The following is a 13,397-nucleotide window of genomic DNA, read 5'->3' as shown; positions in this document are numbered from 1 at the left end:
TTTGTCTCTAACCAAGTGACCAAAGCATCTCCCGCAAGCTTACCTAACTGTTCAAAATCTTGTGCGATGGTTGTCAGTGGCGGGTCAACAAGAGCTGCTGCTTGGATATCATCAAATCCGATAATTGAAAAATCTTCAGGGATATGATAACCATGCTGTCTCAAGAGATTCATGGTCTGGATAGCGACAACATCGTTTTCACAAACAAAAGCAGTTACTTCATACTTAGTGATATAAGAAAGCAATTCATCTAATGTCGCGCTTTTGTCATCCAGTGAAGTGTGGAAAGTCAAACCAGCTTTGTCCAATGCTTCAAGGTAACCAAGGTAACGCTGTCGAACGGATTGTGGATGAGTCTGCGTACCAAACAAATAAGCGATTTTTGAATGACCCTGTTCGATCAAATAAGAGGCAGCAAGCGCACCGCCTTGGAAATTATCGGAAAGAACGGTAGGAAAAGGTAACTCATAGATTTTTTTATCTAATATGACGACAGGGAATTCTTTCAATGAAAGCTCAAAAAGTAAGTCAAGATGTTGTTCTGTATCAAGAGCATAATAAATCAATCCGTCAAATTCATTGATTAGCTCTTTTGCTGTTTTATTTTGTAGAAAGTCAAGCGTCGTCATCATGACATCAATCTGTTTATCTTGCATCACAGGGTTCAATCCCTTGCTAAAATCACCAACAGACAAATCAGCGACATATGGAAGAAGAAACAGAATCCGTCGTGTTTTTGTAGGAGAAGCAAGCATCTGTTCCGGAGAAGCGGATTTAACGAAACTGCCTTTCCCGCGAACGCGATAAATAAGTCCTAATTGCTCTAATTCAGTCAATGCACGTTTGGAAGTGATTCTGCTTACTTTATAGGTACGTGAAAGTTCTTTTTCAGTTGGTAGTTGGCTGTCTACAGGTAATTCACCAGTTAAAATAGCCGTTTGCAAATCATTAAATATTGTCTGGTACAATGGTTGATTCATATAAACACCTCTTAATGATATATCATATTTAAATAATACCATAATGGATGAAAAAGTAAATAAAAAGATATTTTTTGAAAGCGTAGACATAATTGGCTGTATGAAGTATAATCTTTAAAGATATATCAAATAGAAAGAAGGTTTTATTAGTGGTTTATAAAGATATACCAAAATCGGTGCAGAAATTTATGGAAGATATCACACAAAAATGTGGGGATATCCATGCGGACTGGGCAAAGAATTTTACAGCAGCATTTGCCAATACTCTGTTGACAACAGTCAAAAAGCAAAATGACGGAACCACCTTTTTATTGACGGGAGACATTCCAGCGATGTGGTTAAGAGACTCTACTGCACAAGTTCGTCCTTATTTAGTGATTGCAAAAGAAGATGAGGAATTAGCTGACATGATCAGCGGGTTAGTCAAAAAGCAATTTTTTTATATCAATATCGATCCATATGCGAATGCCTTCAACGAAGAAGCTAACGGTGCTGGCCACCAAACAGATCATACAAAAATGAACGATTGGATCTGGGAAAGAAAATATGAAATTGATTCTTTATGCTACCCAATACAGTTGGCCTATCTTCTTTACAAAAATACAGGAAAAACTGATCAATTCAATCAATCTTTTATTGAAGGTATCAAAAAAATCTTGGACGTGTTCAAAACAGAGCAAGATCATGAACACTCTCCTTATACATTTGTACGAGACACGACAAGAAAAGAAGATACGCTGATCAATGACGGGCGAGGTGCAAAAACAGCTTTTACAGGAATGACATGGTCTGGTTTCCGTCCTAGCGATGATGCTTGCCGTTATGGATATCTGGTACCATCCAATATGTTTGCGGTGGTCGTGTTAGGTTATGTGGAAGAAATTTTTCAAACGATACTCGATGATAAAGAAATTGTACAGCAAACACAGAAATTGAAGAAAGAGATCCAAGATGGGATTCAGAATCACGGACGAACGGTTAATCAAAAAGGGCAAACGATTTATGCATATGAAGTAGATGGAATGGGAAACGCCACAGTCATGGATGACAGTAATGTGCCCAATCTGATCGCCGCACCTTACTTGGGATATTGTTCTGAACAAGAGGAAGATTATCTGCAAACAAGAAGAACATTGTTGAGTAAAGAAAATCCATATTTCTATGAAGGAAAGTACGCAAAAGGAATTGGATCCTCCCATACGCCAGAAAAATACGTTTGGCCGATTGCATTAGCTATGGAAGGAATGACAACGTCAGACAAATCTGAAAAAGAGCGGATATTGAATTTACTTGTAGCAACTGACGCAGGAACACACCTTATGCACGAAGGGTTCGATGTGAACAATCCTGAAAATTATACGAGAGAATGGTTTTCTTGGGCAAATATGATGTTTTGCGAATTAGTCATGGATTACTTTGATATTAGAGTAGAAAAGTAGGAGGTATCGTAAATGAAAAAGAAAGTATATATCATTTCTCATAGCCACTGGGATCGTGAATGGTACATGGCTTACGAACAGCATCATATGCGACTGATTGAATTGATAGACGATCTACTAGAGCTATTTGAAGTTGATCCGTCCTTCAACAGTTTTCATTTGGATGGGCAAACGATTATTTTAGATGACTATCTTCAAGTAAGGCCAGAAAAAAGACAGGCAATCCAACAAGCAATCAATGAAGGAAAATTGAGAATTGGACCATTTTATATCTTGCAAGATGATTTTCTTATCAGCTCGGAATCGAACGTGAGAAATATGCTGATTGGCATGGAAGAAAGCCGTAAATGGGGAACCCCTGTCATGTTAGGCTATTTTCCCGATACATTTGGAAATATGGGACAGACGCCTCAATTAATGAAACAAGCTGGTATTTCAGCAGCAGCGTTTGGCCGTGGTGTAAAACCAATTGGCTTTGATAATCAAGTTTTGGAAGCAGAAAACTATTCTTCCCAATACTCAGAGATGTGGTGGAAAGGACCTGATCAAACAGCAATCTTTGGTCTGCTATTTGCCAATTGGTATAGCAACGGGAATGAGATTCCAGTAGAAAAAGAAGCAGCTCTTGCCTTTTGGAAGCAAAAATTAGCGGATGCAGAACAATATGCCTCTACGAACCACTTATTGATGATGAATGGTGTTGATCATCAACCGGTACAAAAAGATATATCAAAAGCAATCCATCTCGCAAATGAACTGTTTCCAGATTACGAGTTTATTCATTCTAATTTTACTGACTATCTGGAAGCAGTTCAAAAAGATGTGCCAGAAGACTTAGGCTCAGTAGAAGGAGAATTGACAAGTCAAGAAACGGATGGCTGGTATACTTTAGCCAATACAGCATCTGCTCGGGTTTACTTAAAACAATGGAATACCAAGGTCCAGCGACAGCTAGAAAATATTACAGAACCACTTGCGACGATGGCTTATGAAGTTAGTGGAAACTATCCCCATGATCAATTAGATTATGCTTGGAAGACATTAATGCAAAATCATCCTCACGACAGTATTTGCGGTTGTTCAGTCGATTCTGTCCATCGGGAAATGATACCTCGTTTTGAAAAAGCAGATGAAGTTGGAAAGTATCTTGCACAAGATTCCTTAGAACAGCTGACCGCAGCAATCGATACGACCGGATTCCCAAAAGACAGCTTTCCATTTGTCATTGTAAATACTGCAGGAATGGATAAAACTGGTGAAGCAGAAATAACCATCGAATTAGAAAGAAAAAGATTCGCTGAAGGAATACCTGAACAACTATATCAAGAGTTAGAAAATTTGCCTAAACGTAAGTATCATGTAGAAACAAAAAGTGGGGCCACTATACCAGCTATTTTATCTGAAGAAACTGTCCAATTTGGTTATGATTTGCCGAAAGACCGTTTCCGTGTGCCATATATGGCAAGAATGATCAAAGTGACTTTACCATTAGAAAACATGCCAGCATTTTCTTGGGAAACATTCGCGCTTGTAGAAGGGGAAGCGAAAGCAGAAGAAAAGGAAACAATGATTCATCAGAGTGGACGAATCATCGAAAACGGCCCTCTACATTTGACGATTGAAAAAAATGGTACCATTACAATGGAAGATCGCAAAAACAAACGAAAGTTGAATAATCTGCATATTTTTGAAGATATCGGCGATATAGGAAATGAATATATCTTTAAACAACCTTTCTGTGATCAGCCAATCCTATCCAGTAACAAAGAAAACTCTGAAGTAAAAGTATTAGTAGATACACCGGAAATAGCAAAAATAAGTATTCTACAGGAAATGGAAATCCCTGTTTCTGCAGACGAGCGTTTAGAAAAAGAACAGCAGATGGTTGTGGAATTTCGTTATCGAAAAGCAGAACGATCCAAAGAAAAACGAATCCTTCAAATAAAAACAATCATGACAATCAGAAAAGATAGTAAAAAAATCGACTTTGAAACGACTCTCGACAATCAGATGAAAGATCATCGCTTACGTGTCTTGTTTCCTACAAAGTTACATGTGGAACATCACGAAGCAGATAGTATTTTTGAAGTGGTGAAGCGCCCAAACCATGTGTCTAAAAGTTGGGAAAACCCTACGAATCCGCAACATCAGCAAGCATTTGTCAATATTCATGATGAAGAGTACGGTGTAACAGTCGGAAACTTTGGTTTGAATGAATATGAAGTAACAGAAGACGGACAAATCGCAGTGACGCTACTTCGCAGTGTGGGAGAACTAGGCGATTGGGGATATTTTCCAACACCAGAAGCACAGTGTCTAGGTGAGCATCGGTTCAATTACAGCATTGAACTACATGGACCAGAAGAAAAATTCTCTACTTATTTGCATGCATACGCAGCACAGATTCCTTTTTCCACTCAACAAATCAAACATCATGAAGGAACATTGATTTCAAAACAACAATATTTAACGATAAAAAGTGAAACGTTTGCAATTACAGCTTTGAAACGCAGCAAGTTTAGTGATAAAGTAGTAGTAAGAGGTTTCAATATGTCTAGTCATTTAGAAAAATTGGAAATAACTAAAGACAATGGAAAAACTGTCATATTGAATCTGCTTGAAGAACCAACGAAGCAAGCGGTTGTCCCAATAATCCAACCTTATGAGATTCGGACAATCGGATTCGAGGAGGAAAACGAATGTATGGCGGAATAGAAGCAGGCGGAACAAAATTTGTGTGTGCGGTTTCAGATGGTGGAGAAATTTTAGAAAAATTAAGTATCCCTACCACAACACCAGAAGAAACATTGGATCAGGTATTTGAATTTTTTGATCGTTATGAATTGAAGGGAATCGGGATTGGCTCATTCGGCCCGATTGGTATCGACAAAACAAAAGATAATTACGGATACGTTTTGGCAACTCCCAAAAAAGGGTGGGCACAATTCGATTTTCTTGGCACAATCAAGGAACGCTACAATATTCCTGCTGCTTGGACAACGGATGTCAATGCTGCTGCATATGGGGAATTGAAGCAAGGAGCAGCACAAGGAAAAAATAGTTGTATTTACCTTACCGTGGGAACAGGAATCGGTGCAGGTGTCGTGATCAATGAAGAAATTTTTTCAGGGATCGCACATCCTGAAATGGGACATATTTGGGTGAAACGCCATCCAGATGACCATTATGAAGGTACTTGTCCTTATCATAAAGATTGTTTAGAAGGATTAGCAGCAGGACCGTCTATTGAGGCACGCACAGGGATCAAAGGGCAAGATCTGCCGCAAGATCATCCTGTTTGGGCTATTCAGGCTTATTATATTGCTCAAGCACTGATCAACTATACGTTGACGTTAGCACCTGAAAAGATTATTTTAGGCGGTGGGGTAATGAATCAGGATCATCTCCTTCAAAAAATCCGTCAGCAATTTGTTGAATTGATGGGTGGTTATATGGAAACACCTCAAGTAAGTGAATATATCGTTCGTTGGGGACTGCCGAATGAAAGTGGGATTATCGGTAGTTTGCTGTTAGCAGAACACGAACATCAAAAGTAAGCAGACAAATTACACAAAAAGAACAGAGTCTTATCATTATCTGCTGATAAGACTCTGTTCTTTTTTATTTCTATTCCCATAATCCAGGTAAAGCTTTACCGACTATTTTTTCTTGAGTAAATGGATGGATCATGTGCAGTTCTAATGCATGGAGCATCAGTCGTTCAGCAGTTCTATTTTGGTAGAGAGGGTCTCCAACGATCGGATGTCCCTTATGAGCTAAATGAACTCTGATCTGGTGTGTACGTCCGGTTTCCAAAACACAATAGACTTGTGTTTGTTCAGAAAGTACTTTGTTGACAGTGACATGTGTCAAGGCGCTCTGACCATTTTTATCATCTACGACCCTTTTTCTCCGATCATGGCGATCTCGTCCAATTTTATTGGTGATGGTCATATCTTTGGCAATTTCTCCCCATACGATGGCTTGATATCTCCGATAGATCATTTTTTGTTCCAACATTCTTCCAAGTATCGGCAAGACAAATGGATTTTTTGCAAATAAAACGGCACCGCTTGTTTCTTTGTCCAAGCGATGGACAACGTAAGGTCGTTGCTGTTTAGTGTCGAGATAAGCAGCTAAATGATTGAGCAAGGTACTGTTTTCTGTCGGTTCATTTGGATGAGTCTTCATTCCTGCAGGCTTATCAACTATAATCAAATGCTCATCTTCATGTAAAACGCGGATGTGCGCCGCATCTCCAAGCTGGACTTCTTGATAATTATAATCTGTTTCTTCGAATAACAATGTGATCTGGTCATTGCCCTTTACTTCATGATGGAACAAAGCAGGTTGTTGATTGATCCAAACGTTTTTACGTATACGCAAAAAATGTCGAACCTTTCTAGGGACTAACCATTCCTTTTCAAGCAAGTCGCGAATCGTTGTTTCAGGATGGTTCATAGGTAAAGTGATCGTGATTTTCACAAGTGTACTCCTTTCAGTGCAATTGCAGACTAATTGTACCATTTTTAAAACATATTTAAGAAAAAACTTACATTTTTCTGTTCATTCTTATGTTACTCTACTTGCACTAACGTAAAAAAACATATTGAACTACAACTTAAGCAGGAAGAAAACACTCTTTCACTATGGTAAAATAAGACGATTGAATCAAATAGACAGGAGAAGAAGCAAATGGATTTTCAAAGCATTTTAGAAAAGATAAAAGCTGCTTTGATCAGTTTTTGGCGTTGGATCAGACCATATCTCGGACAATTCCATCGATGGCGAAAGCGCATCTGGAAAAAATATCATGTGAACAAATTGATTTTGCTGATTGGTTTGATCTGTGTCTTAGTGACAAGTATCTACCTCTTTATTTTAGCAAAACAAGCAAATGTCGAAACGTTAAAATCAGGATTAAGCCAATCGACAGTCATTTATGATAAGAAAAACGAAGAAGCTGGCACACTGTACGCCCAAAAAGGAACATATGTAGAATTAAACGCGATTTCTCCCTATATCCAAGATGCAGTAATCTCGACAGAAGATAGGAATTTTTACGAGCATCACGGGTTTGATATCAAAGGGATTGCCCGTGCAGCAGTCCGAATGGTCTTGTCTGGCGGAACATCAGGGGGCGGAGGAAGTACGATCACTCAGCAGCTTGCCAAAAATGCGTATCTGACATTAGACCAAACGTTTGATCGAAAAGCGAAGGAATTATTTTTGGCAATCGAGATCGAAAAGAAGTACAGCAAAGAAGAAATCTTGACCATGTATCTTAACAATGCCTATTTTGGCAACGGGGTATGGGGTGTCCAAGACGCTTCCAGAAAGTATTTTGGAGTAGATGCAACGAATGTTACGCTGTCTGAGGCTGCTACTTTGGCAGGAATGCTGAAAGGTCCTGGTATTTATAATCCGATCGATCACCCAAAAAATGCGAATGATCGGAAAAACACAGTACTAAGTGTAATGGAAGAAAACGGAAAAATCACAAAAGAACAAGAACAAGCAGAAAGCCAGACAGATATCAGCGCGTATCTTAATGACACATATGATAATTCAGATTCTGGTTATCGTTATCCTTATTATTTTGATGCAGTGATCGATGAAGCAGTTAACGAGTATGGTCTTGATGAAGAAGATGTCATGAATAAAGGCTATAAAATCTATACAGCTTTAGATCAGGATTATCAAAAGCAATTAGAAGCTACTTATCAAAACAGTGCATTATTCCCAGCAAATGCTTCAGATGGTGCCATGGTCCAATCTGCTTCAGTAGCTTTAGATCCGAATACAGGTGGTGTACAAGCACTAGTAGGACGAAGAGGAGATCATGTCTTTAGAGGATTCAGCTTTGCTACACAGATGCGTCGTTCACCAGGATCAACGATCAAACCATTAAGCGTATATACACCAGCACTGGAAGCTGGATACAAGCCTTCCAGTATCTTGAAAGATGAACCGCAAAGTTATTACGATGCGCATAATTTTGACGGGACATACCAAGGAGAAGTACCGATGTATCAAGCTGTTGCTCAAAGTTTGAATTTGCCCGCTGTATGGCTTTTGCATGAGATCGGTTTACAAAAAGGATATGATAAAGCAGAAGAATTCGGCCTGCCTTTAGCAAAATCTGATAAGTATTATGGCTTAGCCCTTGGTGGACTGGAAAAAGGAGTATCTCCATTGATCATGGCGGGTGCTTACAGTGCATTTGCCAATGATGGTCAGATGTATACGCCGCATCTTATCACGAAAATCGTTGATTCGACTGGAGCGGTGATCGTCGATAACACAAACAAAAAACCAAAACAGGTCATATCAAAGGAAACAGCCGATGAAATGACCAGCATGCTTCTTGGTACATTTTCAAATGGAACAGCGGCTGCTGCGAATCCTGCAGGTTATACGATAGCAGGGAAAACAGGAACCACAGAAACTAATTTCGATGCCACAAAAGCAAATGACCAATGGATGATCGGTTACACGCCAGACGTAGTGATTTCGACATGGATGGGTTACGAAGAATCCAGCAAGCTGCACTATTTGGAAGGGACAAGTGGAAATGTTGTCGGGAAAGTCTTCAAATCAGCGGCAGAAGGCATCCTTCCGTATACTTCAAAAACAGGATTTAGTGTAGCAGATGCCTATGCCACAGGAGGACAAGTGGTAGCTGCAGATCAAGTTGGAAACACAGGAAATTCTAATGGAGAGTCTGGAAATTGGCAAGATAACTTGAATCAATATGGTGAACAAGCAAAAGAAGGGCTGAAAAACTTCGGCGATATGGTGAAAGAAGGCGTTCAGGGAATTGGTGAAGCGGCTAAAGACCTCTGGCGGAAATATCAAGGAGAGTAGACCCTTTGAAAACGAATAACCCCATGTTACAATAGAGAGTAACTACTAAAAGAAAAGAGGGCATAACATGTCAAACATCTACGATAGCGCGAATCAAATCGAACGTGAGATCCGTGAATTACCAGAATTCAAAGCGTTGAAAGAAGCGTACGAGAAAGTACAAGCAAACGAAGAAGCACACAAACTGTTCAAAGACTTCCAAGCGATGCAAATCGAATTACAAGAAAAACAAATGAGTGGACAAGAATTCAGCGACGAAGATGCAATGAAAGCACAAGAAATGGCTGTGAAAATCCAATCAGAAGAAGTAATCAATGACTTGATGCAAAAAGAGCAAGGCTTCAGTACAATCATCAATGACTTGAACCGTATCATCATGACACCAGTTCGCGACCTTTACAGCGAATAAAACTATTTTATGAAACAACAGAGGGTGTGAAAGAGACGTTCGGCCTTGAGCGATGACAAAATTGCTTCTTATTGCCGATAGGCTATCTCTTGAACACCGTTTACCAAGAGGTCGTGAGCCTACCGTTTAACTCTGAGTTACAAGGAATAATTTCAAAAAACAGCTTCTCATGTTTGATGACTATTGTGACTTGTGACCGAGGAGTTGGCAGGAGAACACCTTTTATTCAAAAATAGGAGCTACGACAAAAGTCTTGTCATAGCTCCTATTTTTTTGTCATTCATTTTTCAAGCGGTAGAAATAGCCTTTTTGAGCTAACAGTTCTTCGTAAGTACCTATTTCAACGATTTTTCCTTCATCGATCACAACGATTTTATCTGCCTCTTTGATCGTTGAAAGCCGATGAGCCACAATAAAAGTAGTGGGTGTTTCTGTCAGGTAATTCAGGGCCTGCTGGATTTTTTTCTCTGACTGGTTATCTAAAGCTGAGGTTGCTTCATCTAGCAAAATGATTTTTGGCTGACGTATCAACGCTCGTGCAATGGAGGTACGTTGCTTTTGGCCACCAGACAGCTTGTTGCCATGTTCGCCTACTAAGGTATCCAGACCATCAGGGAGCTGGTCAATCAGTGAAGAAAGTTGCGCAGCTTCGATGACTTCATCTAAACGTTCTTTTGATACGTTTTTCAAGCCATAAGTGATGTTCTCTTTGATCGAAGCGGAGAACAACAAAGTGGTTTGAGGAACAACGGCTAAATAATTACGCACACTTCGCATATCCAATTCATCCAAAGGCTGATTATCTAGGAAAATCCTCCCTGAAGACGGCTGGATAAATCCAATCAATAAGTTAAGGAGTGTAGATTTTCCAGAACCAGATGGCCCAACAAAAGCAATTGTTTCTCCAGCTTTCACCTCTAGAGAAAAATGATCGATAATCGGCTTGAGTGAGTCCGGGTAATGAAAAGAAACATCCTCAAAACGAAAATTTCCATCCAAATGTTGGATTTTTTTCTTACCGTGATAAGTTTCTACATCGCCAGCAATCAACAGTTCGCCAATAGAAGTGATAGATTCCATGCCTTTTGAAATCGTAGGAATCAGCGTGATCATTCCAGAAACGGAATTGACGATCGTCGTGAAATACGTCTGATACATCACGACATCGCCGGGTTGGATGCGCCCTTGTAAAGCTAATATCCCAGTGAAAATCAAACAAATCAGCTGAAATATCTGAAAACTAGCCCAGCTGACTGATCCGAAAACAGATTGCAGGATATCTAAGTGGAATCCTTTTTCATAGATTTGAGTAAAATGCTTATTTAAGCGAGTTGTTTCGTGTTTTTCTAACCCATGAGCTCGAGCAATCGGTGCTAATTCGATCACTTCGATCACTTTTGCAGAAGTCTCTTCCATTTCTTGTCGGAAGTCTGAGTTGGACTGTCTGATCCTTTTACGGAAAAAGAGAGTAACGAATGCGGCGAGAGGAACAGTCAATAAGAAAAACATGAAAACAACAGGACTTTTATAAAGCGTGATACCTAAAGCTACGAATAAATTGACAGCGATATTTAATCCGCTGACAAATACTTGAGAGGACAACGTTTGGATAGCTTCTACATCACGGATGATCTTTGACTGGATCCGGCCAGATTGCAATTCTTTTTGATAAGGAATAGAAAGTTCTTGGATTTTCTTGATAAGGGTCGCTCTTAGTCCAGCTTCTACTTGACGGATCGAAGTGCTATGGTATTTTACATGAAAATAATTCGTCAATATATTTTGACCAATCAGACAAGCCATCAAAAAAGCGTTGAAATAAATGGCCTGCAACTGAGAAGAATCTTTCGATGAAGCTGCATTGATTACATTGGCAATAGCGATCGGCATTAACCAAGATGGAAGATGTTTGATAATAAAAAAGAGTCCTGACATGGCAAAACGCCAATAATTTCCCTGATAAAGATGCAGCAATGTCTGAAAAGCATTTGCATGATATTTTTGATAACTTTTCTGTATTCGTTCCTCCATAATCTTCTCCTTAACAATCTTGGTAAATAAACTGCAAGTGTTCTATTGCTTCAGGAACATAAATCTCAGGAGTAGCTTCAAGAGTGGCGTACATTAGAGGACGCTCATATTTGATATAATGCAGTACCGGGCGGAAATCTAAACAGCCCTTGCCAACAGGTACCATGCGGATCTTTCCATTTTCCATGATATAGTCTTTGAGATGAAGCGCTGTAATATAACCATGTAAATTGTCCAAGGCACCTCGGATCACTTTTTCCTGATCAGCATGATTTTCTTTATGCATCAAATTCGCACAATCTAAAATGATTTTTAAATTTGGTGAAGCTACTTCATCGATTAAACGTTTAGCTAACTGATAGTTATAGATTGGATGATTGATCCCTGCTTCAACAGCAACAGTTACGCCAAAATTTTCTGCATGAGCGACTAATTCAATGATAGAATTTCTGGCGATCTGATAAGCTTCTTCAGTAAAATTTTCTTTTGTGTAACCGACAGGGACACTACCGGTTTCCGTAGCAATCATCTTGGCTTGATAGGCAGAGCACAGAGCAATTTGCTGTTTGAAAGTTGCCAATGCTTGTGCACGAACTTCTTGATTTTTGCTGGATAGGTTGATATAGCATCCTAAAATGGAAAGTTCGATATTGTTTTTTTGGAAGTATTCACCAAAATAGGCAGCACTCCCAAGTGTCATGTCAGTTAATTTAAGTTGTTCAGGAAATGCTTTTTGTGGTGCAAATTGGATATGGGACAAGTGAAGCTGTGATACTTTTTGAACGATTTCTTCACGATTTCGAACATCTAAATCGTGGGCACGGATGCCTAAATTTAATGGAAACATCTCAAACTCCTTTTTGTAAATAATTAGCAAGAGGCAGACGGGATTCTTTTATCAATTCAACAATTATTCGGGCAACTTTATCAGCGCCTTCTGGACTAAAGTGGGTATTGTCCTTTAGTCCTTCTGGGTAATTTTTACAAGTATCAGGCATAAGATGCAGGTAGAATTTTTTTGTCTCTTCTTTTGAGAAGGTCTGGAACAATTCTTGTGATCTTGAGAACACATCTAAAAGAGGAATATGGTGTTTCTCAGCAAATGCACGCATCGCTTTTGGATAGTCTCCAAGTATATCTGGATTCAATGTTCCGCTTTCTAAGTAATCTCGTCGCGTCACAGATGTCAGTAAGACCATTTGGACGTTCGCTTTTTTTGCGCATTCAAAAAATATCTGCAGATTTTTTAAATAGCTACCGAAGGGAAGCGTACCTCTTTCTTCTTGGATTTTCTGGTCGTTATGTCCAAATTGTACAAATAAGAAATCATTCGGCTGAAACTGTGAAGCTAGACGGGCTAACCTTCCTTCCTGGATAAATGATTTGGTGCTGCGTCCATTCTTTGCTTGGTTATTGATCTGGATCTCGGGTGAAAAATAAGCAGAGATTTTTTCTCCCCAACCTGTCTCGGGACGCTTGTTTTCATCTTTTTCTGCCGCAGTAGAATCACCGGCAATATGGATAGTAGGCATGTTATCTCTTCTTTCATAAAGGTTTATAGGCAATGAAGCAGAACAGCAAGAGAAGAAGACGGAGCAATTTTGGTCCGTCTTCTTCTCTAAAACGCGGATAAACGGATTCCGTTATTTCGCTATCCTGTTTTTGATTCGT

10 protein-coding genes are annotated in these 13,397 nt (G+C 39.4%); 5 read left to right on the top strand and 5 right to left on the bottom strand.

Features of this window, described 5'->3' with window-relative positions; all coding sequences use genetic code 11:
• The coding region (locus DIZ30_RS07080; RefSeq protein WP_234414792.1) for a substrate-binding domain-containing protein at nt 1-980 on the bottom strand (980 nt) is incomplete at its 3' end.
• A 149-nt stretch (nt 981-1,129) separates the two neighbouring features.
• Between DIZ30_RS07080 and DIZ30_RS07075 the strand changes: the two genes are divergently transcribed.
• From DIZ30_RS07075 to DIZ30_RS07065, 3 genes are read left to right on the top strand one after another with little or no spacing between them, the layout of a single operon-like run.
• A complete protein-coding gene (locus DIZ30_RS07075; protein ID WP_002319606.1) occupies nt 1,130-2,419 on the top strand; it encodes a glycoside hydrolase family 125 protein in 1,290 nt (429 codons plus the stop codon).
• Nucleotides 2,420-2,431: 12 nt separating this feature from the next.
• A complete protein-coding gene (locus DIZ30_RS07070) occupies nt 2,432-5,134 on the top strand; it encodes an alpha-mannosidase (RefSeq protein WP_002285985.1) in 2,703 nt (900 codons plus the stop codon).
• The gene (locus DIZ30_RS07065) at nt 5,119-5,976 is read left to right on the top strand and encodes an ROK family protein (RefSeq protein WP_002285988.1); all 858 of its coding nucleotides are present in this window, start codon (nt 5,119-5,121) and stop codon (nt 5,974-5,976) included. Before DIZ30_RS07070 ends, DIZ30_RS07065 begins: the two co-directional genes overlap by 16 nt.
• A 70-nt stretch (nt 5,977-6,046) precedes the next feature.
• On the opposite strand, the gene DIZ30_RS07060 is transcribed toward DIZ30_RS07065, so the two are convergent.
• Nucleotides 6,047-6,904 carry an RluA family pseudouridine synthase gene (locus DIZ30_RS07060; protein ID WP_002297741.1) on the bottom strand — a complete coding sequence of 286 codons (858 nt, stop codon included), beginning with the start codon at nt 6,902-6,904 and terminating at the stop codon, nt 6,047-6,049.
• Between the two features lie 210 nt (nt 6,905-7,114).
• Between DIZ30_RS07060 and DIZ30_RS07055 the strand changes: the two genes are divergently transcribed.
• Both DIZ30_RS07055 and DIZ30_RS07050 read left to right on the top strand, forming a co-directional pair.
• Nucleotides 7,115-9,286 carry a PBP1A family penicillin-binding protein gene (locus tag DIZ30_RS07055; RefSeq protein WP_002294492.1) on the top strand — a complete coding sequence of 724 codons (2,172 nt, stop codon included), beginning with the start codon at nt 7,115-7,117 and terminating at the stop codon, nt 9,284-9,286.
• Between the two features lie 67 nt (nt 9,287-9,353).
• Entirely contained in the window at nt 9,354-9,695 is a 342-nt protein-coding gene (locus DIZ30_RS07050) for a YlbF family regulator (protein WP_002285994.1), read from the top strand.
• A 276-nt stretch (nt 9,696-9,971) separates the two neighbouring features.
• Here DIZ30_RS07050 and DIZ30_RS07045 read toward each other — a convergent pair whose 3' ends face one another.
• The 3 genes from DIZ30_RS07045 to DIZ30_RS07035 are packed head-to-tail and all read right to left on the bottom strand — an operon-like array spanning nt 9,972 to nt 13,258.
• Nucleotides 9,972-11,726, bottom strand: coding sequence for an ABC transporter ATP-binding protein (locus DIZ30_RS07045; RefSeq protein WP_002324612.1), 1,755 nt, complete (start codon nt 11,724-11,726; stop codon nt 9,972-9,974).
• A 10-nt stretch (nt 11,727-11,736) separates the two neighbouring features.
• Nucleotides 11,737-12,573, bottom strand: a complete 837-nt coding sequence (locus tag DIZ30_RS07040) for a sugar phosphate isomerase/epimerase (protein WP_002297746.1) — start codon at nt 12,571-12,573, stop codon at nt 11,737-11,739.
• Between the two features lies 1 nt (nt 12,574).
• Nucleotides 12,575-13,258 carry a rhamnogalacturonan acetylesterase gene (locus DIZ30_RS07035; RefSeq protein ID WP_002324613.1) on the bottom strand — a complete coding sequence of 228 codons (684 nt, stop codon included), beginning with the start codon at nt 13,256-13,258 and terminating at the stop codon, nt 12,575-12,577.
• Between the last annotated feature and the right edge of the window lie 139 nt (nt 13,259-13,397).

This window comes from Enterococcus sp. H57 (assembly GCF_003112495.1).
GTDB classification, from domain to species: Bacteria; Bacillota; Bacilli; order Lactobacillales; family Enterococcaceae; genus Enterococcus_B; species Enterococcus_B faecium.
The sequence above is the reverse complement of the archived record's forward strand: the minus strand, read 5'-3'. Positions and strand labels throughout refer to the sequence as shown.